25 protein-coding genes and 1 tRNA gene are annotated in these 25261 nt (G+C 70.0%); 11 read left to right on the plus strand and 15 right to left on the minus strand.

All coding sequences use genetic code 11. The annotated features are described in order from the left end of the window. Window positions 1–12 precede the first annotated feature (12 nt). Both V6S02_RS11540 and V6S02_RS11545 read right to left on the minus strand, forming a co-directional pair. On the minus strand, window positions 13–573 hold the full coding sequence (locus V6S02_RS11540) for an FHA domain-containing protein FhaB/FipA (RefSeq protein ID WP_124292024.1): 561 nt from the start codon (window positions 571–573) through the stop codon (window positions 13–15). Further along, a complete protein-coding gene (locus V6S02_RS11545) occupies window positions 570–1310 on the minus strand; it encodes an FhaA domain-containing protein (protein WP_124292025.1) in 741 nt (246 codons plus the stop codon). The genes V6S02_RS11540 and V6S02_RS11545 overlap by 4 nt, the downstream gene beginning before the upstream one ends. A 294-nt stretch (window positions 1311–1604) precedes the next feature. On the opposite strand from V6S02_RS11545, the gene V6S02_RS11550 reads away from it, so the two are divergent. Both V6S02_RS11550 and fdhA read left to right on the plus strand, forming a co-directional pair. After that, window positions 1605–1688 (plus strand) — tRNA-Leu (locus V6S02_RS11550). 188 nt (window positions 1689–1876) lie between these two features. Continuing rightward, window positions 1877–3097, plus strand: a complete 1221-nt coding sequence (gene fdhA / locus V6S02_RS11555; RefSeq protein ID WP_124294311.1) for a formaldehyde dehydrogenase, glutathione-independent — start codon at window positions 1877–1879, stop codon at window positions 3095–3097. Between the two features lie 35 nt (window positions 3098–3132). On the opposite strand, the gene V6S02_RS11560 is transcribed toward fdhA, so the two are convergent. Further along, on the minus strand, window positions 3133–3984 hold the full coding sequence (locus V6S02_RS11560; RefSeq protein ID WP_336400985.1) for a helix-turn-helix transcriptional regulator: 852 nt from the start codon (window positions 3982–3984) through the stop codon (window positions 3133–3135). Between the two features lie 100 nt (window positions 3985–4084). Here V6S02_RS11560 and V6S02_RS11565 point away from each other — a divergent pair, with 100 nt between their 5' ends. Beyond that, on the plus strand, window positions 4085–4837 hold the full coding sequence (locus V6S02_RS11565; RefSeq protein ID WP_336400986.1) for an SDR family oxidoreductase: 753 nt from the start codon (window positions 4085–4087) through the stop codon (window positions 4835–4837). 7 nt (window positions 4838–4844) lie between these two features. Here the strand turns inward: V6S02_RS11565 and V6S02_RS11570 are convergent, their stop codons facing one another. The 6 genes from V6S02_RS11570 to V6S02_RS11595 all read right to left on the minus strand — a co-directional run bounded on the left by V6S02_RS11570 (window position 4845) and on the right by V6S02_RS11595 (window position 8395). After that, window positions 4845–5606: an ABC transporter permease gene (locus V6S02_RS11570; RefSeq protein ID WP_336400987.1), complete on the minus strand. Its 762-nt coding sequence runs from the start codon at window positions 5604–5606 to the stop codon at window positions 4845–4847. Then, window positions 5603–6385, minus strand: a complete 783-nt coding sequence (locus tag V6S02_RS11575; RefSeq protein ID WP_336400988.1) for an ABC transporter ATP-binding protein — start codon at window positions 6383–6385, stop codon at window positions 5603–5605. Before V6S02_RS11575 ends, V6S02_RS11570 begins: the two co-directional genes overlap by 4 nt. Then, window positions 6382–6747, minus strand: a complete 366-nt coding sequence (locus V6S02_RS11580) for a DUF1048 domain-containing protein (RefSeq protein WP_336400989.1) — start codon at window positions 6745–6747, stop codon at window positions 6382–6384. Before V6S02_RS11580 ends, V6S02_RS11575 begins: the two co-directional genes overlap by 4 nt. Next, window positions 6744–7076 (minus strand): PadR family transcriptional regulator, encoded by a 333-nt coding sequence (locus V6S02_RS11585; RefSeq protein WP_336400990.1) that lies wholly within the window; start codon window positions 7074–7076, stop codon window positions 6744–6746. Before V6S02_RS11585 ends, V6S02_RS11580 begins: the two co-directional genes overlap by 4 nt. 149 nt (window positions 7077–7225) lie before the next feature. After that, window positions 7226–7717 carry a GNAT family N-acetyltransferase gene (locus V6S02_RS11590; RefSeq protein WP_336400991.1) on the minus strand — a complete coding sequence of 164 codons (492 nt, stop codon included), beginning with the start codon at window positions 7715–7717 and terminating at the stop codon, window positions 7226–7228. A 9-nt stretch (window positions 7718–7726) separates the two neighbouring features. After that, window positions 7727–8395, minus strand: coding sequence for a GntR family transcriptional regulator (locus V6S02_RS11595; RefSeq protein ID WP_336400992.1), 669 nt, complete (start codon window positions 8393–8395; stop codon window positions 7727–7729). A 316-nt stretch (window positions 8396–8711) separates the two neighbouring features. Between V6S02_RS11595 and V6S02_RS11600 the strand changes: the two genes are divergently transcribed. Beyond that, window positions 8712–8918 (plus strand): cold-shock protein, encoded by a 207-nt coding sequence (locus tag V6S02_RS11600; protein WP_124292030.1) that lies wholly within the window; start codon window positions 8712–8714, stop codon window positions 8916–8918. 9 nt (window positions 8919–8927) lie between these two features. Here V6S02_RS11600 and V6S02_RS11605 read toward each other — a convergent pair whose 3' ends face one another. From V6S02_RS11605 to V6S02_RS11625, 5 genes are read right to left on the minus strand one after another with little or no spacing between them, the layout of a single operon-like run. After that, window positions 8928–11045, minus strand: coding sequence for a DUF2156 domain-containing protein (locus tag V6S02_RS11605; protein WP_336400993.1), 2118 nt, complete (start codon window positions 11043–11045; stop codon window positions 8928–8930). A gap of 29 nt (window positions 11046–11074) precedes the next feature. Beyond that, window positions 11075–12361: a hypothetical protein gene (locus V6S02_RS11610; RefSeq protein ID WP_336400994.1), complete on the minus strand. Its 1287-nt coding sequence runs from the start codon at window positions 12359–12361 to the stop codon at window positions 11075–11077. Window positions 12362–12373: 12 nt separating this feature from the next. After that, entirely contained in the window at window positions 12374–13081 is a 708-nt protein-coding gene (locus V6S02_RS11615) for an HAD hydrolase-like protein (protein WP_336400995.1), read from the minus strand. 43 nt (window positions 13082–13124) lie between these two features. Continuing rightward, window positions 13125–13820: an endonuclease NucS gene (gene nucS / locus V6S02_RS11620; RefSeq protein WP_124292034.1), complete on the minus strand. Its 696-nt coding sequence runs from the start codon at window positions 13818–13820 to the stop codon at window positions 13125–13127. A gap of 39 nt (window positions 13821–13859) precedes the next feature. Further along, window positions 13860–15092 carry an MFS transporter gene (locus V6S02_RS11625; protein ID WP_336400996.1) on the minus strand — a complete coding sequence of 411 codons (1233 nt, stop codon included), beginning with the start codon at window positions 15090–15092 and terminating at the stop codon, window positions 13860–13862. 59 nt (window positions 15093–15151) lie between these two features. Here V6S02_RS11625 and V6S02_RS11630 point away from each other — a divergent pair, with 59 nt between their 5' ends. The 7 genes from V6S02_RS11630 (at window position 15152) to mnhG (ending at window position 22549) form a co-directional block, all read left to right on the plus strand. Then, window positions 15152–16213: a LacI family DNA-binding transcriptional regulator gene (locus V6S02_RS11630; RefSeq protein ID WP_124292035.1), complete on the plus strand. Its 1062-nt coding sequence runs from the start codon at window positions 15152–15154 to the stop codon at window positions 16211–16213. A gap of 65 nt (window positions 16214–16278) precedes the next feature. Beyond that, on the plus strand, window positions 16279–19212 hold the full coding sequence (locus V6S02_RS11635; protein WP_336400997.1) for a Na+/H+ antiporter subunit A: 2934 nt from the start codon (window positions 16279–16281) through the stop codon (window positions 19210–19212). Beyond that, complete coding sequence (locus V6S02_RS11640; protein ID WP_124292037.1) at window positions 19209–19775, plus strand: Na(+)/H(+) antiporter subunit C; 567 nt, start codon at window positions 19209–19211, stop codon at window positions 19773–19775. The genes V6S02_RS11635 and V6S02_RS11640 overlap by 4 nt, the downstream gene beginning before the upstream one ends. Next, entirely contained in the window at window positions 19772–21328 is a 1557-nt protein-coding gene (locus V6S02_RS11645; RefSeq protein ID WP_124292038.1) for a Na+/H+ antiporter subunit D, read from the plus strand. The genes V6S02_RS11640 and V6S02_RS11645 overlap by 4 nt, the downstream gene beginning before the upstream one ends. After that, window positions 21325–21927: a Na+/H+ antiporter subunit E gene (locus V6S02_RS11650; protein WP_336400998.1), complete on the plus strand. Its 603-nt coding sequence runs from the start codon at window positions 21325–21327 to the stop codon at window positions 21925–21927. The genes V6S02_RS11645 and V6S02_RS11650 overlap by 4 nt, the downstream gene beginning before the upstream one ends. After that, the gene (locus V6S02_RS11655) at window positions 21924–22196 is read left to right on the plus strand and encodes a monovalent cation/H+ antiporter complex subunit F (protein WP_124292039.1); all 273 of its coding nucleotides are present in this window, start codon (window positions 21924–21926) and stop codon (window positions 22194–22196) included. The genes V6S02_RS11650 and V6S02_RS11655 overlap by 4 nt, the downstream gene beginning before the upstream one ends. After that, window positions 22193–22549, plus strand: a complete 357-nt coding sequence (gene mnhG / locus V6S02_RS11660; RefSeq protein WP_124292040.1) for a monovalent cation/H(+) antiporter subunit G — start codon at window positions 22193–22195, stop codon at window positions 22547–22549. The genes V6S02_RS11655 and mnhG overlap by 4 nt, the downstream gene beginning before the upstream one ends. A 20-nt stretch (window positions 22550–22569) precedes the next feature. Here mnhG and V6S02_RS11665 read toward each other — a convergent pair whose 3' ends face one another. Continuing rightward, window positions 22570–25197: a penicillin acylase family protein gene (locus V6S02_RS11665; RefSeq protein ID WP_336400999.1), complete on the minus strand. Its 2628-nt coding sequence runs from the start codon at window positions 25195–25197 to the stop codon at window positions 22570–22572. Window positions 25198–25261: the final 64 nt, after the last annotated feature.

A 25261-nucleotide genomic window follows, 5' to 3' on the forward strand; every position in this document is an offset into this window, starting at 1 on the left:
GGGGTCCGTCCGCTACTTCCGGAGCTCGAAGGTGGTCGCCCCCACGCGGATCGGCGCACCGACGGTGATGGCGACCGGCGCTGACACACGCGCGCCGTCGTGCCAGGTGCCGTTGGTGGAATCGAGGTCCTGCAGCATCCACTGATTGCCCCACAGCATGATGCGGGCGTGGTGACTGGAGGTGTAGTCGTCGCGGATCACGAGGCCCGATTCGCTGGAGCGTCCGATGGTGAGCGGCTCGCTGCCGAGCGGCAGTTCGAGACCGGCCTTCGGGCCGCTGGTGATGACGATGCGCGAGACGGTGGTGGGGGTCGCCGGTCCGCCCTTCTGCGGGGCGGCGGGTGCGGCGGCGGGGCGCGCGCGGGCGACGGGCTCGGTGAGCGCCGAGGGCGAGGACGGCGACTTCGTGACGGCGGGGCCCGCCGGGGCGGCGGCCGCGGCGGCCGGCTCGGGCATCTTCCGGGCCTTCATGCCGAACAGGTCGGCCCGCAGCGAATACACCACCGCGAAGACGAAGAACCACAGCAGAACGAGGAAGCCGATGCGCAGCAGCAGGAGGGTCAGTTCACTCACGACAGCGGCCCCTGTTCGCGGATGTCGAAGGCGCGCGTGGCGTCGGGCGCCGGCCGGGAGGGCCGAGGAGGGACCGCCTGCGCCACCACGCGGAAGACGATATCGGTTCGACCGATCGTGATGGTGGAGTCGGGCGCCAGCGGTGCTTCGCTCACGCGGCTGCCGTTGAGAAGGGTGCCGTTGGTCGAGCCGAGGTCGCGGACCATGGCGCGCTCGCCGTCCCACAGCACCTCGACGTGCTTGCGGCTCGTCCCGGCATCCGAGATCGTGACGTCGGCGTCGCTGCCGCGGCCGATCACGGTGCGGCCCTTCAGCAGCGGGTGCCGCTTGCCCTCGACGTCGATCACGCCGCGCCACGACACCGCACCTTCGGCGCTGGAGCTGTCGACGCGGAGCGTTCCCGTGGAGAGCTGATCGTCGCGCTCGAGGGTGATGGTGACGGGGCCGGCGAAGCTGTACCCCTGCGCGCGCGCGTGGGTGTGCACGAGGGACTGGAGTTCCTCGGCGAGGGCCGGGCCGATCGCGCGCATCCGCTCATCGTCGCTCGGGGCGAGACGAACCGTGAAAGTGTGCGGGGTGAGGATGCGGTCGCGGCTGACGACGGCGGCCTTCTTGTCCAGTTCGCTGCGAAGCGCCGACGCTATTTCGACAGGCTGGATCCCGCTACGGAAGGTCTTGGCGAAGGCGCTGTTGACGGCGCGTTCGAGTCCCTTCTCGAAGCTGTCTAGTAGTCCCACGGGGCTCCTCAGGCAGGCGATCCAGTCGGTACATGTTAGTTGTCCAGTCTGGACAGGCGATCCACACCGCGTCCGACCCGCCGTTCCCCGGATTCCGTCGGACACTCTCCGCACGCCGTGCGCGGGGCCGCGACCCGTCGAAGAACGCGGTCGCGCAGCATCCCGAACCGCACCTTCTGTCGTCTCGCGTGCGACGGCGAAGGGTCGAATGCGGCGGCAGGCGGCGCCGGGGGCCGCCCGGGAGCCGTGATATCCTCGGGAAGTTGAGTTTCGCGGGTCGATGATCCGTGGCTCGCGCGAGTGGCGGAATAGGCAGACGCGCTGGCTTCAGGTGCCAGTGCCCGAAAGGGCGTGGGGGTTCAACTCCCCCCTCGCGCACAGCGACGAATCAGCCCCCGACCGGGGATTTCCCGGGCGGGGGCTTCGTCTTTCCCCGGCAGCCTGCGGCCCCTGCATGATCGACGCGTACGCGATCCTGTCAAGACGTAGAGCCGCAAGGGCCCCAGGGTCATGCTGGAAACGCGGGACGCCAGCCGCCCCGTGTCGCGCACGACGAGAGGACGATGATGTCAACGAACAGAGCTGTCGCGTACAAAGGGCCTGGAAAGGTCGAGGTGATCGACACCGCCTACCCCGAGTTCGAACTCAAGGACGGGCCGGGCGTGAACCCGGCGAACGTCGGCCGCAAGGTGCCTCACGGAGCGATCCTCAAAACGGTGTCGACGAACATCTGCGGTTCGGACCAGCACATGGTGCGCGGCCGCACCACGGCTCCCGCAGGCCTCGTCCTCGGGCACGAGATCACCGGTGAGGTCGTGGAGGTGGGCCCCGACGTCGAGTTCATCAAAGTCGGAGACATCGTCTCGGTCCCCTTCAACATCGCCTGCGGCCGGTGCCGCAACTGCAAGGAGGGCAAGACGGGGATCTGCCTCAACGTCAACCCCGACCGACCCGGCAGCGCCTACGGCTACGTCGACATGGGCGGCTGGGTGGGCGGCCAGGCCGAGTTCGTGCTCGTGCCCTACGCCGACTGGAACCTGCTGAAGTTCCCCGACCGCGACCAGGCGCTGGAGAAGATCCTCGACCTGACGATGCTGTCGGACATCTTCCCCACGGGCTTCCACGGTGCCTACACCGCCGGGGTCGGACCGGGTTCCACCGTCTACATCGCCGGTGCCGGTCCCGTCGGGCTCGCCGCGGCCGTGGGCGCCCAGCTTCTCGGTGCGGCGGTCGTGATCGTCGGCGACCTGAACGAGGAGCGCCTCGCACAGGCACGCTCGTTCGGCGCCGAGACCGTCGATGTGTCGAAGGGTGACCCGAAGGACCAGATCGAGCAGATCCTCGGGGTGCCCGAGGTCGACTGCGCGGTCGATGCGGTCGGCTTCGAGGCGCGCGGCCACGGCGCGGACTCCAGCCACGAGGCGCCGGCGACGGTGCTGAACTCGCTGATGGACCTCACCGCCGCCGGCGGCGCCCTCGGCATCCCCGGGCTCTACGTCACGGGCGACCCGGGCGGCATCGACGAGGCTGCGAAGGTCGGCTCGCTGTCGCTGCGACTCGGGCTCGGGTGGGCGAAGTCGCTGTCGTTCACGACGGGCCAGTGCCCGGTGATGAAGTACAACCGCCGGCTGATGATGGCGATCCTCCACGACAGGGTGCAGATCGCCAAGGCCGTCAACGCCACGCCGATCTCACTCGACGACGCCCCGCGCGGCTACGAGGAGTTCGACCAGGGCGCGGCGCGCAAGTACGTGCTGAACCCGAACGGATACATCAAGGCCGCGTGACCTGAGGAAGGCGGACGAGGGGTCGGCATCCGGCGTCAGCGATCGCCGCCGGCGAAGTCCTGTGCGCCGACGACGCCGAGCAGCCGGATCTTCTCCTCGTCCGCCGACCCCGGTACGGCCGTGAGCACGAGGAGGGCCTGCCCCCGGTCATCCGTGTAGAGCACCTGGCAGTCCACCTCGATCTCTCCCACCTCGGGATGGATCAGCACCTTGTGGTCGGCGAAACGGTGCGCGACCTCCTGGCGCTCCCACAGATCGGCGAACTCCGCACTGACCCGTTCAAGCTCCCGCGCGAGGTCGCCCGCGGTCGAGCCCGCCCCCAGCGTCCCGTACGCATCGCGGAGTCCCGCGACGAGCGCCCGGCTCTGCCGGTCGTGATCGGCCGCCGGGTAGTGGGCGCGCTCGGTGACCGGCCGCGTGAACCATCGGTACACCTCGTATCGGCTCCATCCCGTCTCGCCGCGGTGGTCGCCGAGCAGGGTGAGGGCGAGGCCGTTCTGGGCCAGCGTCTCGCCGAGGCGCGAGATGATCAGCGCAGGGGTGTCGTCGAGCCGATCGAGCACGCGCTGGAGGGCCGGCGCGACATGCGACATGGCACTGACCCGATCGGGCACCGCGTGGCCCGCCATCCGATAGAGGTAGTCGCGCTCGTCCGTCGTCAGCCGAAGAGCCCGCGCGAGGGATGCGAGGATCTGCTCGCTCGGCTGCGGTCCCCGCTGCTGCTCGAGACGGGTGTAGTAGTCGGTCGACATCAGGGCGAGCGATGCCACCTCCTCGCGGCGGAGTCCGGCGGCACGGCGCCTCACCCCCGGTCCGAGACCCACGTCCTGCGGACGGAGGCTCTCGCGGCGACGACGGAGGAAATCGGCGAGGGCGGCGCGGTCCATCCGTTCATGATGCCTGCGGTGCGCCGCGGCAACCAGGGATCGGGGATCCCCCGATCATCCGTCTCTCGTGCGACTGCGTCGCCCGCGGTCGACTCGTGTCATGCGAATCAACGGAAACGTCATCTTCATCCCCGGTGCCACGAGCGGGATCGGCCTCGCGCTCGCGGAGCGACTGCACGACGAGGGCAACACCGTCATCGTCGGCGGCCGCCGCGCGGACATCCTCGACGACGTCGCCGCCCGGCGTCCCGGCATCGACACCGTGGTGATCGACGTCGCGGACCCCGCCTCGATCATCCGTGCGGCGGGCGAGGTCCTCGCGCGGCATCCGGACCTGAATGTCCTCGTCACGATGGCGGGCATCATGCGCGTGGAGGACTGGACGAACGCGAGCGGCTTCGTGCGCAGCGCCGAGGAGGTCGTGACGACCAACCTCCTCGGCACCGTCCGACTCATCGGCGCCTTCGTCGAGCACCTGCAGACCCGGCCCGACGCGACGATCATGACCGTGTCGTCGGGCCTCGCCTTCACGCCGTTGCGCACGACACCCAGCTACAACGCCACGAAGGCGGCCATTCACATGCTGAGCGAGACCCTGCGGCTGCAGCTGGCCGGCACCTCGGTACGGATCATGGAGCTCGAGCCGCCGTCGGTGGCCACCGACCTCTTGCCCGGCCACCGGGACGAGGCATCGGCGATGCCGCTCGACGCGTTCATCGACGAGGTCATCGACATCCTGCGTGAGAACCCGGATGCGACCGAGGTGCAGGTCGAGCGGGTGAAGTTCCTCCGCTACGGCGAGGCGCGCGGCGACTACCCGGAGGTGGTCGCCGCGCTCAACGCCCCGGCGTGAGCGGGTGTCAGCGGAACCGCCGCCGATACGCCAGCGCGGCGCCGAGGTAGGCGACCACGAGGATCCCGACGCACCAGACGAGGGCGATCCAGAGGTCCGCGCCAGGGGCCTCGCCCGCGAGCAGCGCCCGCATCGCGTTCACGATCGACGTGACCGGCTGATACTCCGCGAACCACCGCACCGGCCCCGGCATCGTGTCGGTCGGAACGAAGGCCGAGCTCAGGAACGGCAGGAAGATCAGCGGGTACGAGAAGGCGCTGGCGCCGTCGACGGTCTTCGCCGTGAGTCCCGCGATCACGGCGAGCCAGGTGAGCGCGAGGGTGAACAGGAGCAGGATGCCGCCGACGGCGAGCCATGCCCCGATGCTCGCAGGGCTCCGGAACCCGATGACGAGCGCCACGGCGACGACGACGGCCAGAGACACCGCGTTCGCCACGACGGACGTGAGGACGTGGGCCCACAGCACCGACGACCGAGCGATGGGCATCGATTGGAAGCGCTCGAAGATCCCGCCCTGCAGATCGAGGAAGAGCCGGTACGCGGTGTAGGCGACACCCGACGCCACCGTGATGAGCAGGATGCCGGGAAGGAGATAGTCCACGTACGACTCGCCTCCCGTCTGGATGGCCCCGCCGAAGACGAAGACGAACAGGAGCAGGAAGGCGATCGGCATCACCGCGGTGGTGACGATCGTGTCGGGGCTCCGCAGGATGTGGCGGAGCGATCGACCGGTGAGCGCGGCGGTGTCGCCGACGATGTGCATGGTCACGGGGTGTCCTTTCCGCCGACGATCGCGAGGAAGATCTCCTCGAGGCTCGGCTGCTTCTCGACGTACTCCACGCGCGCGGGCGGGAACCGCCGCTTGAGGTCGTCGAGGGTGCCCTCGGCGATGATGCGGCCCTCGTGGAGGATCGCGATGCGGTCGGCCAGCTGCTCGGCCTCGTCGAGGTACTGGGTGGTGAGGAGGATGGTCGTGCCGCCGCGGGCGAGCTCGCGGACGGCATCCCACACGTCGATGCGTGCCTGCGGGTCCAATCCCGTGGTCGGTTCGTCGAGGAGCACGACAGGCGGGTCGCCGATCAGGCTCATCGCGATGTCCAGGCGGCGTCGCATGCCGCCTGAGTAGGTCCCGACGCGGCGGCCGCCCGCATCCGTCAAGGAGAAGCGCGCCAGAAGCCCGTCGGCGACGTCGCCCGGATCGGAGACGTGGCGGAGCCGGGCGACGAGAACGAGATTCTCACGACCCGTGAGCACCTCGTCCACCGCGGCGAACTGGCCGGTGAGGCTGATCGCCTCCCTGACGCGCGCGGCCGCGGTCGCAGCATCCTGTCCCTGGACCTCGACCGATCCGGCGTCGGCGCGAAGGAGAGTGGCGAGGATGCGGATCGCCGTCGTCTTGCCCGCGCCGTTGGACCCGAGGAGCGCGTAGATCGAGCCCGTCGGCACATCGAGGTCGACGCCCCTCAGGACCGCGAGGTCGCCGAAGGCCTTCTCGAGCCCGCGGATCCGCACCGCGGACCGGACATCGTGGGTCAGCGTTGTGCTCACGGCGTCTCCTCCTTCTCCGCCTGCTCGATCGCCGCGGCGAGCCGCTTCTGCTCCTTGGTGATCCACGATCCGATGCCGTAGTTGGACTTGAAAGCGTCGACGAACTCGACCGGATCGTCGCCGACGACCTCGCGCACCGGCGTGCCGTCGGCGGCAGCGCCCTCGAAGAGCTCGGCCAGGTCGTCGAACATCTGCAGCAGCAGCTCGCCCTGGTCGGTGCCGCCGTTGTACATCAGGTAGCGCTCCACGCCCTTGGCTGCGGTGCGGTACGGGGTCGGCAATGCCTCGATCCGCGCGCGGTACGCCTTCCAGCGCCGCTTGTCGGCGAGCGATCCGGTCACCCACTCGATCCAGTTGGTCATGATGATCTCCTTTCGCGGAGCTGTTCCAGTCGTTCGGAGAGGAAGCTCCAGGTCCTCCAGAACTCGTCGAGGTAGTCGCGGCCGGCGGCGTTGAGGCTGTAGACCTTTCGCGGCGGGCCCTTCTCCGACGGCACCTTCTCGACATCGACCAGCCCGCGCTGCTCGATGCGCACCAGCAGGGCGTAGACGGTGCCCTCGGCGATGTCGGTGAACCCCTCGTCTCGCAGCCACGTGGTGATCTCGTAGCCGTACGCGCGACGGGTGGCGAGGATCGCGAGCACGATCCCCTCGAGGATGCCCTTCAGCATCTCTGTGGTCTGCTTGCCCATCGGTGCCTCCCTCAGTACTCAGTGTTGATGAGTACCAGTACATAGTAACGCTGACTACCGAAAGCGCAATAGCCTGGAACGCGTGGGGGGAACGGACGCGGCGGCGGCGCGGGCGCCGGCCGTGGGAGAGAGGATGCCGCGGAGCGGCGTCAGTTGCCGTCGAGAACGGGGAGCAGCGTGTACACGGCTTCTTCGACGTCGCGTCCGACGCCGGGCGCGAACGAGGTCGTGCGAGACACCTCGGTGAAGCCGCACCGAGTGAGGGCAGCGCGGGAGGCCGCGTTGTGCACGGCCACGCGAGCGAAGAGCGGACGGACCGGTTCACGCGAGACCAGCAGGCGCAACGCGTGCGTGGCCACGCCCCTCCCCCACGCGTGGCGGGCGATCCAGTAGGTCACCTCGCGGTCGCCGTCGACGGTGAACGACCCGACGGCGCCGGCGAACGCGCCGTCTTCGGTGACGATGCGGTAGGTCACATCCGGGTCGGTGCGGATGCGCGCGATCCAGCGGTCGAAGGCCTCGCGGTCGTCCGGATCGTCGGCGGTGAAGGCCGCGAGCTCCACGGCGGCGCGGTCTCGCATCATCTCGAACACGGCGTCGAGATCGTCGTCGTCGAGGTCTCGCAGTTCGATGTGGCCCACGTGGCCAACCTAGCGAGGGTCGTCCCCGCAGGGCGAGGACAGGTGGTTCAGCTCCATGAGGATGCTCTCGGCCGCGTGGCCGTCCCGCGCGACCACGGCATCCCGGAGACGCCGGTACCGGGCGGTGCGGAGGTCGACGTCCTCATTCGGCGGCGTCCACCCCTGCAGGTTCCGCTGCAGTGCGAGACCTGCCTCGCGCATGATGGTGATGAACACGTGGTTCGCCGTCGCCCGGATCAGCAGTTGGTAGAAGGCCGTCGTACCGCCGAGGATCCCCAGGCCGTCGTCGCGTTCCGAGCGATCGATGAGGGCGTCCACGGCCTCGATCAGGTCGGCGTGCTCCTCGGGGGTCGCTCGTGCCAGGCCGAGGATCGCCGCATCACCGGCGATGTAGGTCATGAACTCGGTGGTGTGCGGGTAGGCGTCGGGGTGCGGCTCCTTCACCCGCGTGTATTTGTTCGCGGCGACCTCGACGAGGCCGAGGCGTTCCAGGCGCTGCAGCGCTTCCCGTACCGGGGTGCGCGAGACGCCGAGGCGGGAGGCGAGCTCGACGTCGCGGAGCCGATCCCCCGGCCGCAGAGCGCCCCGCAGAATGGCCTCACCCAGAACCGCATAGACGTCGTCGCCGAGCGCCGTACCCTCGCGGGGCGTCAGCGGAACGAAGTCGTTGTCGGCCATGGCGCCACAAGTGTATTCAACTGACACATTGCTCGCATCATCACTGATATATCGGTACAGTGTGAGTTGTCGCGACCACGCGCCGTCCCTGCGACGGCGCCCGCGACACATCCGGGGGGATCCGTCGACGCCCGGGCCTCGAGCTCTCTGCTCGGCCCGGGCGGACGATGGAACCGGGTGCTTCGCCGTGAGGCGGCATCCGTCGTCGTCTTCTTTCGCAACGTTTCTGTCACCATCTCCCGGCGGGGCGCCGGCCTTCGTTAGCGTGGGTCACGCCACGCGGGCACCGGGTTCGCGGGTGGAACGAAGGCAGTAGATGAGCACGCAGGGCACGGTCAAGTGGTTCAACTCCGAGAAGGGCTTCGGCTTCATCGCACCGGATGACGGGAGCGCCGACGTGTTCGCGCACTACTCGGCGATCCAGGCGAGCGGCTACCGCTCCCTCGAGGAGAACCAGCGCGTCGAGTTCGAGGTGGCGCAGGGCCCCAAGGGCCTGCAGGCCGAGAACATCCGCCCCGTCTGACGCAGGGGCTCAGTCCTTTCCGCGCACCAGCTCCAGGCCCGCGCCGGCGAACTGTCGCAGGGTGGCATCGGGGAGGAACGCGCGGGTGAGGCCGGCCGCGATCCGCGAGAGGTCGCCCTCGTCGCGGTACAGCAGGTACATCGTCTCGTAGCGCGGGTTGAACTTCTGCTTGAACCGGTGAAGCGACCGGAACCCGTAGACCGGCTCGAGCATCTGCGCGAGGCGGTCGATGAGGTCGGCGATGACCCCGGCGTCGGCCGGGTTCTCGTGGGCGAGCGGCGCGCCCGAGAGCGAGAGCACGGCCGCGCCCTCGTCGGCGAAGTGCCGCGCCGATGATCCGATCAGGAACTCCATCACCGGGCCGAAGCCGCCCTCGCGGCGGCGCATGAGGTCGAGCGTCCACCCGCGGACCTCGCGGCCCGCGCCGTAGACGGGGAGCCACGAGAGAAAGCCGTCGACGTCGCCGGCGGGCGACAGCGCCAACGCCAGGCGCACCTCGGGGTCGGCCGCCTCGATGAGCGTGCCCAGGGTGAACCGCATCTCGGGGAGGCCCTTGTCGCCCACCCACGCCTCCGAGATCGCGCGCAGCTGCGCCTGAACGCCCCACGGCTCGTTGCCGAGACGCGTCATCCGGAACGTCATGCCCTCGCGCTCGGCGCGATTGAGCGACGAGCGCACCGCGCCCCACGCCTTCCCCGTGAACTGCAGACCGGGAAGATCGACGATCGTGTCGTCGGCGACGACGAGGCTCCGCCATCCCTCGGGAACCGCCGCGCGAGTGGCTTCGCCGGCGCTGAAGAAGCAGGGGATCAGGCCCGCGCGCTCGGCCGCGTCGGCGAACTCGCGCACCGAGGCCGGCCGCGAATCTTCCGGCCCGAGCGGATCGCCGAGGGCGATGGCCGTACCGAGGTGCCGCTGGTAGGGCACGACGCCTCCGGTCGTCCGGGCGTAGGCCATGCCCTCCCACGTCGCCATCCACGACAGGGTGCCGCCACCGTCGACGCGGATCATCTCCTTCACCTCGGCGACGGTCGGCACCGGCGTCGCGCCGAGCCCGCGGCGCGGCTTCGCGCGGAACGCGGCGCGCACCCAGATGAGGTAGACCACGAGCATCAGCCACAGCGCCGCCGAGACGAGGCCGATCTCGGTTTCGCCATCGATCACGACCTCGACCTGCGCCTCGGTGCTCAGAGTGATCGCCACCAGGATCAGCACGCCGACGAGCACATTGAGCACGCCGAGGATGACGGCGAGCACCCATGCCCACCGGCGCCCGAGACGCAGGCCGTTGGCGATGACGGCGATGATGACGGTGTCGACGGCGACGTCGAAGAAGCCGCCCGAGACCGGCTCGGTGGGGCCGAACGGCCCGTTGGTCGGCACGATGATGAGGGCGATCTGGATGACGCCGAGCACGACGATCGACACGAAGGCCAGCAGCCGCTGCTCGCGCACCGTGATGCGCTGAAGGCGCAGCGACCGATCGACGAAGAGGATGAGCACCACGGCGACGACGTGCTCGAGGTCGGGGAGCGCGCCCCAGAACAGCAGCGCGACGAAGACGAAGCCGAGCAGGACGAGCCACGCGCGCACCCGCCACGGCGGCGGGAACAGACCGACCGCCGCCGCGATGCACGCCATCGTGCCGCCCGAGGCGCCCACATCCAGCGCGGCCGCCTCGGTCTGCGCCCACTCCCACGGCAGAAGCGCGGCGAACCACAGCAGCAGCGCCGTGGCACACACGGCGAAGAGCTGGCCGATCCAGAAGTACGCCAGGGCGACGCGCGTGCCGCGGTGGTATTCCAGATAGGCCATACCCCAGAAGCCGGCGATGGTGAAGACGTACACCCACGGCTGGTTCACGAAGAACGTGCCGGTGATCGGTGTCCACCACCGCCCCTCCAGGAGCGCGGGAAGGCCGTACGCGACGGTCTCGTAGAGGTCGGCGTCCTCGAACGCGCGCCACAGTCCCTGCCAGATCACACCGGCGGCGAGGATCAGGGCGACCAGGGTGAGCGTCGCCGGGATCCGACCGATGACCCGGATGACCGGATGCGGCGTGTGCGACGACGCACTCGCCGCATCCTTCGTCGTGATCCCGCCCGCGTCGTCGCCCGCCCCCGCCATGGCACTCACCCTAGCGAGGGCTCGCCGGCTCACGCGGGATCGATGGCTCCACCGCTGTTCGCGGCGTACTGTGCGAGCGCCTGGGCGTCTTCGGCGTGCCGGAGCGCGCGCCGAGCGGCATCGAGCGCCTCGACTGGATCCTGAGCCTGCCGGGCGGCGGCGAGGTCGCGCTGCGCGGAGATGAGGCGCGCTCGCGCATCCGCGCCGGTGCGCACCCCCGACATCGCCGCTTCGGCGAGGGCGACGCCGTTGCGCGCGGCGGCGAGGGTGCCGGGCAGGGCGGTGCGGGCGCCGCGGAGCCGCTGCTGCGCGGTGCGCGCATCGCCGAGGGCTCGGTCGAGGCGGTCGCGCAGGCGCGCGATCTCACCGATCGTGTGGGTGGGGCGGCGCGCCGCTCCTGCCTCGAGCGCGTCGAGCGAGGACGCGACGGCGCGGATCTCGTCGCCGAGGCGCTCCGCGTCGGCGGGTTCGAGCTTGGCCCGGATCGTCGTCGCCGCCCGCAGCGCAGCCCGTGCCGAATCGAACTCGTCCGAGAGCGCCTGCGATGCCTGCGTGATGAGGCGGTAGGTCTCCTCGAGCGTCCGGGCATCGGCCTCGGCGCGGCGGAGGGCCCGCTCGCCCGCGGCGAGCTCGGCGAGGGCATTGCGGGTCGGATCGGCCGCTGAGCGCGACGCCTCGGCGAGGCGCTCCTCGGCCTCGTCGGCCTCGGTGACGGCCGCTCGGGCTGCTGCCGCGGCATCCTTCCATTCGCGCTCGTCGAACCGGGCGAGCTGCGCGATGAGGGCTTCGGGATCGCCCATCGCCGCCCGCACCTCGGCCAGCCGTGCCTGCGCCGAGCGGACCTGGTCGGCGGCCGAGACGTGCGCGGTCACCCACGCGGCGTGCGCGGTGCGGGCGCCGTCGACCGTCCGGAGGGCGGCTTCCACGCGTCGGGTGACCGCCTCGGCGGCTCGCCGCACGCGCGCGGCCTCCTCGCCGCTCTCGAGCCGCCCGGCCAGGCGCCGGTACTCCTCGAATCCGTCGTCGCGCACGTGCTGTGCGGTCATGCGTGCGCGGCGCAGGGTCGTCGGGGCGTCGCCGCCGTAGAGCGCCCCCGACAGGCTCACTTCGATGTCGAGATCGTCCACCGCGTCATCCAGTCTCACCAGGGCGCGACCGGCGTCGTTCCGGGCCGCCTCGGCGGCGGTGCGCGCCTTGGGCGAGCGCCGCGAGCGTCGCAGTGCGATGAGCCCGGCGACGACGGCGAGGGCTGTCACACCGAACACGACGGCGGCAGGGATCACCCAGCGGAGGAGGTCGTCGGCCTGCTCGGTCATCGGGCGCCTCGCTCAGCCGTCGCCGTCGGAGGAGCCGTCGGAGGAGTCGTCGGAGACGAGGAGGAGCCTCCGCAGCTGCGCCGCATCCGAGACGACGGCCTGCGCCCCCTCGGCTTCATGGGGCCAGCTGAATCCCCAGGTGACGAAGATCACGGGCACCTCGTGCTCGGCGCCGCCCTCGATGTCGTGGTGGCGGTCACCGATCAGCACGGGCCGGTCGGTGTCGACGCCGGCGGCCTCGAGGCGGCGGAGGGCCTCGGCGACGATGTCGGACTTCGCGCTCAGCGTCTTCTCGTCGGGGGTCGCCCCGGCGATCGCGGTGAAGAGGGGCGAGAGGTCGAAGTGGTCCATGAGGGCGACCACCTGCACTTCCGGCTTCGAGCTGGCGGTCGCCTGCGGGATGCCGGCGGCATGGGCGTCCTGGATGATCTCGGCGATGCCGGGGAAGAGCCGCGCGTCGGTGGTGTAGCCCTCCTGCTTGCCGAGGGCGCGGTAGAACGCCACGGCCTCGGTCGACTCGGCGGGCGTCATGCCGACATTCACCTGGAACGACTCGTACATCGGCGGCCCGATCCAGTGGGCGAGCTCGTCCCGCGTGGGCGCGGGCTTGCCGAAGTGCTCGAGGGTGACGGTGAGGCGGCGGAGGATGCCGACCGAGGCGTCGATGATCGTGCCGTCGACGTCCCACAGGATGCAGGTCCAGGGTGAGCGCGTCGACATGACCTCCACGCTACAAGTCCGCGGAGCGCGCGCGGACCGCCGGTCAGAAGAGCCGCAGGTGCCCCGAGTCGACGCCCTTCATCTCCTCGTAGTCGAGGGTGAGGCACCGGATGCCGCGGTCGGCGGCCAGGACCCGCGCCTGCGGCTTGATCTCCTGGGCGGCGAAGACGCCGCTCACCGGCGCGAGGTGCGGATCGCGGTTGAGCAGCTCGAGGTAGCGGGTGAGCTGCTCGACGCCGTCGATGTCGCCGCGGCGCTTGACCTCGATGGCGATGGTGCCGCCCTCGGGGTCGCGCAGCAGCAGGTCGACGGGTCCGATGGCGGTGGGGAACTCCCGCCGTACGAGCGAGACCCCCTCCCCCACGATCGTGACCTGTTCCGCGAGCAGCCGCTGCAGGTCGGCTTCGACGCCGTCCTTCTGCAGGCCCGGGTCGATCCCGAGGTCGTGCGACGAATCGTGCAGCACCTCGTACAGGTGCACCAGCAGGGCGTCGCCGGTCTTGGCGTGCGTGACGCGCCACTGCTCGACGACGCCGGCCGCCGCGGCATCCTCATCCGGCGTCTGCACCGTCAGGGTGCACGGCGGACTCATCCAGTTCAGCGGCTTGTAGGAGCCGCCGTCGGAGTGCACGAGCAGACTCCCGTCGCCCTTGTGGACGAGCAGACGCGTCGCGAGCGGGAGATGAGCGGTGAGGCGGCCCGTGTAGTCGACGGAGCAGCGAGCGATGACCAGGCGCACCCGTCGAGCGTAGTCGCCGAACCGAGGTGATGAGGAGGCTCAGTGGTGCGGGTGCCCGGCGCCGACGGTCGACCCGGCGATCGGGCGCGCGGCAGGAGAGGCGATGCCGGATGCCACGATGAGCGCGACCAGGATGAACAGCGTGTTCAGCAGCCCGATCTGCTCGCTGATGAACCCGAGGATCGGCGGCCCGCAGAGGAACGCTACGTAGCCGATGGTGGCCGCCGCGCTCACCCGGGCGGCCGCCCGGGCCGGGTCGTCGGCGGCCGCGGACATGCCGAGGGGGAACCCGAGCGATGCGCCCGCACCCCAGAGCGCCGCGCCGACGAAGACGAGCGGCAGGTTGGGGGCGAGGATGAACAGCAGAAGGCCGATCGCGGCGGTGACCGCCAGGATCCTGAGGGTGTTGACACGACCGAAACGGTCGACGAGCGGTCCGCCCAGCACGCGCACGACGGTCATGCTGACCGAGAAGACGGTGAGCCCTGCGGCGCCCACGGCCTCGGTCGCACCGTGGCCCTCCACGACGCCCAGGGCCAGCCAGTCGTTGGCGCCGCCCTCGGCGAAGGCCATGCCGAGCATGATCACGCCGAGCGCGTAGGTGCGGGGTTCGCGCCAGGCCGACAGGTTGGTGTGCATGCGCGTGCGCCAGTCGACCTTCTCGCCCGGTGTCGGGTCTTCGGCGAGCTCGCGGGCCGGAACGGCCGGGTAAGTGGCCAGGGCGATGGCGAGCACGACGACCGCCATCGTCACGGTGTGGGCGAGCACGTTGATGCCGGCCGCAGCGGCCAGGGCGCCGACGCCCGCACCGATGACGGTGCCGAAGCTGAAGAAGGCGTGGAAGAGGGGGAGGATCGTCTTGTTCGACTGCTTCTCGATCGCCGCGCCGTCGACGTTCATCATCACGTCGACCGCGCCGTTGCCGAAGCCGAAGAGGCACAGGCCGAGCAGCACGATCGCGTACGAGGGGACGGCGTCGGTGCCCACGCCGACGATCGCGACACCGGCGGCGAAGGTGATCATCGCGCCGAGCATGCCGCGCTTGGCACCGAACCGGGCGAGCACGGCCGACGCGAGGGAGAGTCCGAGGATGGACGCGATGCCCGCGCCGAGGAGGAGGAACCCGATCTCGACGTTGTCCACCCCGAGCGCGCTCTTGATGGCCGGCACCCGTGACGCCCACGTCGCGATGCTGAGGCCACTGGCCATGAAGATCGCGAAGACGGCGGTGCGCCAGCGCACCAGCTGAGGGCGGGTCAGGACGAGTTCCACCCGAGAAGGATACCGAATCGTTTCGATCCGCGGAACGGCGCGGCGGTTACGCTGGATGGATGAGACGCACCGACGAACGGCGCCGTGCCACGATCGCCGATGTCGCCCGGGCAGCGGGGGTGTCGGCGTCGACGGCGTCGGTCGTCTTCAGCGGCAAGACGCCGGTGTCGGATGCCACGCGGACGCGGGTGCTCGACGCGGCGGCGTCTCTCGGCTACACCGGACCCGATCCGCGGGCGGCTTCGCTGCGGCGCGGGCGGTCGGGCATCGTCGGCGTCGTCTTCGAGGAGCACCTCGGCACGGCCTTCCTCGACCCGGTGAAGACCCTGATGATGGACGGCCTCACCGAGGGCGTCGCCGAGCTCGGTGCGGGGCTCCTCCTCCTCCGCGACGACGAGACGGCCGAGACGGCACCGTCGCTCACCACCGCTCCGATCGACGCCGCCGTGCTGATCGGATGCAGCCCGCTGATGCGTCGATCGCTCGACACGGTCCGGGCCCGCGGCATCCCGGTGGTGGTCATCGAGGGGGATGCCGGAGGGGACATCCCCCGCATCGGTCTGGACAACAGGGAGGCCCAGCGCCACGCAGCGCGGCACCTGCGGGCGCTCGGCCACGAGGACGTGGTGGTCCTGACGCTTCCGGTGAACGCCGACCGCCCGCGCGGGTTCTTCGGCCCTGAGGTCGAGGTCACCGTCGACGTCACCCGCGATCGTCTCGCCGGCGCGCGCGACGTGTATCCCGATGCGCCCGCCTACGCCGCGGCAGGCAGCTTCATCGACGAGGGGTTGGCGGCGGGCCGCGATCTGCTGGCGGGTCCCGACCGACCCACCGCGGTGATCGCGCAGAGCGATCTGCTCGCGGCGGGGGTGATCCGGGCCGCCGAAGAGGCGGGACTGCGCGTGCCCGACGACCTCAGCGTGACCGGGTTCGACGGCATCGTCGTCGATGGGCTCGCGCCCTACTCGTTGACCACTCTCGTCCAGCCGGCAGCCGACAAAGGACGCGCCGCCGGACTGGCCGTGGCGAGCATGCTGGAGGGTGGGAGCGCCGTCTCGATGCACTTCACCTGCGCGTTCCGCGAGGGGAACACGTCGGGTCCGGCGCCGGTCGCCCAATAGAATGGACCCGACCCCGATCGCCTGAGTCGTGCTGCCCGGCCGACCGACGACCCTGAGGAGGCCGCATGTTGGTCTTCCTCGGAGTGTTCGCGGCGGCCGCGCTGATCCTCCCCTGGTTGGTCCATCGCCTCGGCGCACGCGCGTTCTTCTTCGCAGCCGCGGTGTCGGCCGGTGCCTTCGTCTACACGGTGATCCTCGGACCCGGTGTGCTCGCCGGGAACATTCCGTTCGAGTCATACGACTGGATCCCCCCGCTCGGCATCGAGCTGTCGATGCGGATGACCACGCTGTCGTGGGTCCTCGCGCTCGTCGTCACGGGTGTCGGCGCCCTCGTGCTGCTGTATTGCCGGTGGTACTTCCGTGACAACGCCGAGGGCCTCGGCCAGTTCGCCGCGGTGCTGCTCGCCTTCGCGGGGGCGATGTACGGGCTCGTGCTCACCGACGACCTCGTCGTGCTGGTGATGTTCTGGGAGGTCACCAGCGTCCTGTCGTACCTGCTCATCGGGTACTACCACCGCCGCGGCGCGAGTCGTCGCTCGGCCCTGCAGGCCCTGCTGGTGACGACCCTGGGCGGCCTGGTGATGCTGATCGGCGTCGTGCTGCTCGTCGTCGACACCGGCACCTCGAGCATCTCCGAGATCCTCGCCGCCCGGCCCGAGGGCCCCGTCGTCGTGGCCTCCCTCGTGCTCCTGCTCGTCGGCGCGCTCAGCAAGTCCGCGGTCTTCCCGTTCCACTTCTGGCTCCCCGGCGCCATGACCGCCCCGACACCCGTCAGCGCGTACCTCCACGCCGCAGCGATGGTGAAGGCCGGGATCTACCTGATCGCCCTGTTCGCCCCGTTCGAGGCGAACGAGCCGGGGTGGCGGCCCATCGTCGTCTCGCTCGGTGTCTTCACGATGCTGCTCGGCGGGTTCCAGGCCCTCCGCGAGACCGACCTCAAGCGCCTCCTGGCGTTCGGGACGGTCAGCCAGCTCGGGTTCCTCACCGTCATCCTCGGGTACGGCGTCCGCGACACCGCACTTGCGGGGCTCGCCCTCCTCCTCAGCCATGCGCTGTTCAAATCCGCGCTCTTCCTCGTCGTCGGGATCATCGACCGTCAGCTCGCCACCCGCAACATCGGCGAGCTGTCGGGGCTCGGCCGGCAGGCGCCGGTGCTCGCGACCCTGTCGATCGTCGCCGTCGCCTCGATGGCGGGATTGCCGCCGACGATCGGCTTCGTCGCCAAGGAGACCGCTCTCACCGCACTCCTCCATCAGGCGCAGGGCGGCGAGGCCTGGGCGATCGTGGGCATCCTCGGTGTCGCGGCGGGTTCGGCACTCACGATGGCCTACGGCATCCGTTTCGTCTGGGGAGCCTTCTGGACCAAGCGCACCGGACCCGACGGCGCGCCACCGAAGCGCACCGAGTGGCCCGGCGCCCCGGCGGGATTCCTCGCCGCCCCGCTGATCCTCTCCGCCCTCACCCTCGTCGCGGGGCTCGCGGCCCCGGCCGTCGACACGGTGCTCGCCACCTACGCCGACGAGGCCCCGCTCGCCACCCCGGGCGTGGCAGAGCCCGAGCCGTACTACCTGGCGCTCTGGCACGGTCTGGAGCCGGCGCTGTTCATCTCACTGGGCACGATCGCGCTCGGCGCGGCGATCTTCTGGGCGACGGTGCGAAAGGATCTCTCCCGGCGCGTCCTGCCCTTCGAGGCGTTCGACGTCTACAACGCCGTGCTCCGCGGCATCGCCCGCCTGTCGGTGGCCACGACCACGTTCACCCAGCGCGGGTCGCTGCCGGTCTACATCGGGACGATCTTCATCGTCTTCGTCGTCGCCGAGGCGACCGCCCTCATCATGGGCGGTCCGGACTGGCGGGCGGACGTCGACCTGTTCCAGGATCCCGCCCAGTTGGCCATCGCACCCGTGATGATCATCGCGGGACTCATCGCCGTCCGCGCGAAGAAGCGATACACCGGCGTCGTGCTGGTCTCGGTGACGGGGCTGGGAATGGCCACGCTCTTCGCGATCAGCGGCGCCCCCGACCTCGCGCTCACCCAGATCCTCATCGAGACGGTCACCCTCATCGCGTTCGCGCTCGTGCTGCGGCGGATCCCCTCGCGGATGGGGGAGCACAACGCCTCGGTCGCCGCGATTCCGCGGGCGCTCGTGGCCGGCGCGGTCGGCATCACGATGATGGCGGTCGCCGTCATCGCGACCGGCGCGCGTCTGCAGGATCCGGTTTCGGTGGCATGGCCCGACCTCGCATACGAGCTCGGGCATGGACGCAACGTCGTCAACGTCGCCCTCGTCGACATCCGCGGGTGGGACACGATGGGCGAGCTCGGCGTGCTCATCCTGGCGGCGACCGGCGTGGCATCCCTCGTCTTCGTCACCGACCGCAAAGACAACCTCACCGCCACCAACGCCCTGCCTCGCGTGGGTGGACGCGATCGCCGTCTGCTCGTCGAGACCCCCTCAGGCGTCAAGCCCCGGAACGCGGGGAGCGGGCGTCAGCGCATGGCGTGGCTCGTGGGCGGTCAGCAGGTGCGTCCGGAGAACCGCTCGATCCTCCTCGAGGTGATCGTGCGCATCCTCTTCCACTCGATCATCATCGTCTCGCTCTATCTGCTCTTCGCCGGCCACAACCTGCCCGGCGGCGGCTTCGCCGGGGGTCTGGTCGCCGGGATGGCGCTGGTGATGCGGTACGTCGCGGGCGGACGGTACGAACTCGGCGTCGCCGCGCCGACCGACGCCGGACGCCTTCTCGGGGTCGGGATGTCGATCGCGGTGGGCTGCGCCATCGTGCCGCTCCTCTTCGGCGCACCGCCGCTGACGAGCACCTGGTTCGAAGCCGAGCTCCCGATCCTCGGCCACGTGGAGTTCGTCACCTCCACCCTGTTCGACGTCGGGGTGTACCTCGTCGTCGTCGGCCTCGTGCTCGACGTGCTGCGCTCGCTCGGCGCCGAGGTCGACCGACAGATGCAGCGCAGCAAGGCCAGGGGGGTGAGCGTGTCGTGAGCGTCTCCCTCACCCTCATCCTCATCATGGGCGTGCTCTTCGCCTGCGGCGTCTACGCGATGCTCGAGCGCAGCCTCACCCGCGTGCTCATCGGCTTCCTCCTCCTCGGCAATGCGGCGAACCTGTTCCTCCTCGTCGTGATCGGCCAGCCCGGCATCGCCCCGTTCTTCGGATCCGGCGAACCCGAGGAGATGTCCGACCCCCTTCCCATGGCGCTGACCCTGACGGCGATCGTCATCACCTTCGCGGTGTCGGCGTTCCTCCTCGCCCTGATCTACCGCTCGTGGCAGCTCGGTCAGGCCGATACCGTCACCGACGACGAGGCCGATCTGGCGGTGCGCGATCGCGGCGCCGCCGACGAGGACATGATCGACGACGAGACCGAGATCGAAGACACCGATGACGACGCCACCACCGACTTCGTCGGCCTCGACACCGCGCCGATCACGGTGCTCGGCAGCCGCGACATCTCCGGTGTGCAGGATGACGCCCCGGTGAACCTTCCCGAAGCGTCGCGTCGGTCGCGGCGAGGCGACTCGACCGAGCGAGGGGGAGACGCATGATCGCCCTCGTACCGCTCCTGGCGACCCTCCCGCTCCTGGGCGCTGCACTCGCGCTCGTGGCCGGCCGGCATCGGCGCACCCAGGTCGCCATCTCGATCGTCACGCTGACGACGGTCACCGTCATCGCCGCGATCCTGCTGGTCGTCGTCGATCAGGGCGGCGATGCCCTGGCGGTCTCGGTCGGCGACTGGCCGATCCCCTTCGGCATCGTGCTCTACGTCGATCGGCTCTCGGCGCTCCTCATCGTCGTCTCGAGCATCGTGCTCCTGGCGGTCCTGCTGTTCTCGGTCGGCCAGGGTGCGGCCGACAACGACGACGAGACGCCGGTGTCGATCTTCCACCCGTCGTACCTGCTGCTGGCGGCGGGGATCTTCACGGCCTTCATCGCCGGTGACCTGTTCAACCTCTACGTCGGGTTCGAGATCCTGCTCGTCGCCTCCTATGTGCTGATCACCCTGGGGAGCACCGAGAACCGCATCCGCACCGGCGTCGTCTACATCGTCGTCTCGCTCGTCTCGTCGATCCTCTTCCTCGCGGCGATCGCCGCGATCTACGGGGCCCTCGGCACCGTGAACATGGCGCAGATCTCCGAGCGGATGATGGAGCTCCCGCAGGACACCCAGACGGTGCTGCATCTGCTGCTTCTCGTGGCGTTCAGCATCAAAGCCGCCGTCTTCCCGCTGTCGTTCTGGTTGCCCGACTCCTACCCGACCGCTCCGGCGCCGGTGACCGCGGTGTTCGCGGGCCTGCTGACGAAGGTCGGCGTCTACGCGCTCATCCGCACCGAGACCCAGCTGTTCAACGACAACGACCTGAACTTCCTCCTGATGTGCGTCGCGCTCGCCACGATGATCGTCGGGGTGCTCGGTGCGATCGCGCAGGCAGAGCTCAAACGCATCCTCTCGTTCACCCTCGTCAGCCACATCGGGTACATGATCTTCGGGCTCGCGATCGCGACCCCGGCGGCGATCGGCGCGACGATCTACTACACCGTCCACCACATCGTCGTGCAGACCACCCTCTTCCTCGCGGTGGGGCTCATCGAGCGCCGCGCGGGAAGCACGTCGATCCTGCGGGTGAAGGGGCTGATGCGGGCCGCGCCCGTCATCGCGGTGCTCTACTTCATCCCCGCCGTGAACCTCGGCGGGCTCCCGCCCTTCTCGGGCTTCATCGGCAAGTTCGCCCTCTTCGACGCCGCCGCCGAGGTCGGGACCCCGATCATGCTCGTGCTGATCGTCGGCGGCATCGTGACGAGCCTTCTCACCCTCTACGCGCTGATGCGCGCGTGGAACCTGTCATTCTGGCGCGAGGACGACGACTCCACCGAGACCGAGGCGCGCATCTCGTACCTCGGCCAGGCGCCCGCCGCGGGCATCCAGACCGAGCGGCGCGTGATCCCCCGCATCATGACGGCGGCGACGACCGGGATGGTGGCGATCACGGTCGCGCTGACGGTCTTCGCCGGGCCGCTCTACGGCGTGTGCGAACGCATCGGCGCCGCGCTCCTCGAGCCGATCCAGCTCGTGCAGCTCGAGGAGGAGGCGGACTCATGAGCGAGGATCGCGCGACTCCGCCCCCGGCTCGCGGCATGCTCGAGATCACGTGGCGTCAGCTGCCGTTCTTCCTGTGGCTGATCGCTCTGTGGATGCTGCTGTGGGGCCAGTTCACCGTGCTGGCGTTCCTGACCGGTCTCGTCGCGGCAGTCGTGGTCACGCGCGTGTTCCGGCTGCCACCCGTCGCGCTGTCGGGTCGCCTCAATCTCTGGTACGGCCTGGTCTTCGTCGTGACCTTCCTCGTGGCGCTCGTGCGCGGCTCGCTCCTGGTGGCCTGGCAGACCGTCCGCCCGGGGAAGCTCCCCGGATCGGCCATCATCGCCGTGCACCTGCGCACCGATGACGACCTGATCATGACCCACACCGCGGTGACCTCCTCGCTGATTCCCGGTTCGCTCGTCGTGGAAGCCGACCGAGACCGTCGCGTGCTCTACCTGCACGTCATCGGGGTGGATGACGACGACGACATCGACCTGCAGCGCAAGACCGTGCTCGGCTGGGAGGCGCGGATCGTGCGCGCCGTCGGATCACGGGCTCAACTCGACATCATCCGCGAAGCGACGGTCGACACCCCGCGTCAGGGAGGAACACCGACATGAGTACCGTGCTCCTCATCGCCATCTTCGTGATCTTCGTCGTCGCGGCACTGCTCACGCTGTGGCGCATCGTCGTCGGTCCGTCGATCCTCGACCGCGCCGTGGCATCCGATGTCCTCCTCACCGAGGTGCTGTGCGTGCTGGGCGCGGAGATGGCCATCAATCAGCACACGCGCACCCTTCCCGTTCTGCTCGTGATCGCGGCGGTCGGGGTGTTCGGATCGATCTCGATCGCCCGGTTCGTCGCACGGAAGGACACGGCAGAGCGATGACCGATGCTCTCGACCTCGTCGCCCTCGTGCTGATCCTCGCGGGGAGCCTGCTCTGCCTCACGGCCGCCATCGGTCTCCTGCGGTTCAACGATGTGGCCTCGCGTCTGCACGCGGCGACCAAACCGCAGATCCTGGGCCTGCTCCTCATCTGCATCGCCATCGCACTGGCGCTGGAATCGTGGCCGGTCGTCGCCTTCCTCGTGCCGGTGATGCTGCTGCAGATGGCGACCGCCCCGCTCTCGGCCCACATGATCGCCCGTCAGGCGCACCGCAACGGCACGATCGACGACCGTGATCTGCTCGTCGACGAACTCGCCGAGCAGAAACAGACCCCGCCCGCCGCGGGGGGCTGACCCGGCCGCCCCCTGCTCTTTCAGTCCGAGGGGATCAGGCGCAGCGTGTGCGTGGTCGTCGCCGCGACGGCGTCGGGGGTGAAGGCCCAGGGAAGAAGCTCCGCACGCTGCCACGCCGGAGTCTGATCGACGTAGTTCGGGTGGAAGGCGTGGCCGCTCGCACCGGTCAGGTGATGCCAGCCCGACCGGTCGAGATCGCCGAGGTCGACGACCATGCGCATCGACGGCACGGTCACGGTCTCGAAGCCCTGCCCGAGCACCCATCCTGTCGCGTTCGCCACCGACGAGCCGCCGCCGACGGGGTAGGGGCCGCGATTGAACAGCATCTCGATCGGCGCGATGCCCGAGGTTCCGAACGTGTCATTCGTCAGATCGAGGGCATGCAGGGTGCCCCACTTCCACATCCGGGGGTTGTCGCCCTGGAGCGTCACGAGCCGCTCGTACGCATCGGTCGCGGTGCGCTCGAGCATCTCGGCCTGCGACGACACGTCGAGCCCCTCGTTCTGCCACCACGGCGACGACGGGTCGGAGAGCAGGGTGTCGACGACGAGGAACTTGCGGGCCTGGTTTCCGAGGGGAGCCGCGGTATCGCGCTCGCGCACGAAGATGTTCTGCACCAGTTCGTCCCAGAGCACGTTGGCGTAGGCCGCCGCGGCGGAGCCGGCGTGGTTCTGGCCGTCCCACCCGCCGAGGAGGTCGAGCGCAGCATCCGTTCCCGCGTCACCGGTCTGAACGCCGGCGTACGCGGCGATGAGACGCGGGCCCATCCACATGGCGTTGTCGGCCTGGATGTCGCGCATGTCGGTCGCGGTCAACGGTCCCGCCGCGATCCGCCGCTCGAGCATCTCGACGATGCGGGCTCCGCGCCAGCCGTAGTCCCAGTCGCGGGTGAGCTGATAGGGGTAGTCCTCGCCCACGATGGCGTTGTTGGCGGTGACGATGTAGCCGGCTTTGGGGTTCAGCGAGACCGGGAGCTCTTCGAACGGGATGTATCCCTGCCAGGCGTAGGCGGAGTCCCACCCCGGCTGCGGCAGCGACCCGTCGCCGGCGCCGCGGATCGGCAGCTTGCCGGGCGTCTGGTAGCCGATGTTCCCGGCCGTGTCGGCGTAGACGAGGTTCTGCGCCGGCACGTCGAAGAGCGACGCGGCCGTGCGGAAGGAGTCGAAATCGCCCGCCTGGTTGAGGGCGAAGATGGCAGCCGGCGTCGTGCCGGGTTCGAGCGCCGTCCACCGGAGGCTCACGGCGTACTCCCCATCGGGCGCGCCGGTCGGCGCGGCCGGAGCCCCGTCGGTGCCGACGAACGGGTCGTCGGCGATGCCGGCGTACTCCGCGCTGGCGTCGGAGATGAGCGGCCCGTTCTCGGTGGCGCGCACAGTGATCTCGACGTCGTCGCCGCCGGCGACCGCGATGGTCTCCTGCCGCACGGTGAGGGGCAACAGCTGCCCGTCGCGCCAGTACGCGTCATCCTGCACGCGCTCGAGGTACAGGTCGGTGACGTCGGTGGTGAGGTTGGTGAAGCCCCACGCGATGTCGGCGTTGTGGCCGATGATCACCCCCGGCATCCCCGAGAACCCGAAGCCGGCGACGTCGAAGGGACAGTTCTGCTGCACGCGTTCGCACTTCAGCTGCACCTGATGCCAGACGCTCGGGAGCGACGCGCCCAGGTGCGGGTCGTTGGCGAGGAGCGGCATGCCGGTGTCGGTGAGGGCGCCCGACACGACCCACGAGTTCGAGCCGATGCCCTCGCCGATCGGCCCGACGAGGGTGCTGACGGCGGCGACGACGTCGCCGACCTCGGTCCAGTCGACGGCGGCCTCGACGATCGGTGCGGCCTGGGTCGTCGCGGTCGCGCTCGCCGGCACGGGGGTTCCCGCCTCATCGAGCACGGGCACGATCACGGGATTCCGGTCGAAGGGATAGGTCGGGTAGAGGTCGGCGAGTTCCTCAGGAGTGAACGATGCCGCCGCGACCGCGCGGTTGGTCTCGTCGCCGATGTTCGAGCGGAGGTCCCAGGCCATCGCCTTCAGCCAGGCGACGGAGTCCTCGGGCGTCCACGGCTCGATCTCGTAGTCGGCGTTCTGCAGACCCAGGACGGCGTACTCGAAGGAGGCGTCGGGGCCCTGATGATCGGCCAGGTACGCGTTCACCCCGTCGGCGTAGGCGTCGTAGTACGCGAGGACGGTCGGGTCGAGCGAGGCGACCTCCTGGGCGGCGATCTCGCGCCATCCGAGTGTCCTCAGGAAGATGTCGGTCTGCAGCTGGGATTCGCCGAAGAGCTCCGAGAGCCGGCCGCTCGTGACGTGACGGCGGAAGTCCATCTCCCAGAACCGATCCTGTGCATGGACGTACCCCTGCGCGTAGAAGAGGTCGCGGGAGGTCGCGGCGGTGATGGTCGGGATGCCGAGGGCGTCGCGCTGCACGCTCACCTCGGCGGTCAGACCGGGGAGGGTCTTCTCGCCGTCGAGCTGGGGGAACGACCGCTGCACCGAGTAGACGACGACGCTCGCGGCGATGAGGGCGAGCACGACGAGGCCGACGAAGACGGAGTACGCGATGAGGGCGATGCGGCGGCCGAGGGAACGTCGTGCCGGCGGTTCGGGCTCGTCGAACAGCTCGACGTCGTCGATCACGTCTGCGGGCTTCGTCATCGAAGGAGACCTCCAGTCGCGAGACCCGGTGCCGGAGAGCGTGGATCTCGGTGCCGTTCGGGCG

The organism is Microbacterium sp. CCNWLW134 (assembly GCF_037083565.1).
Lineage (GTDB): Bacteria > Actinomycetota > Actinomycetes > Actinomycetales > Microbacteriaceae > Microbacterium.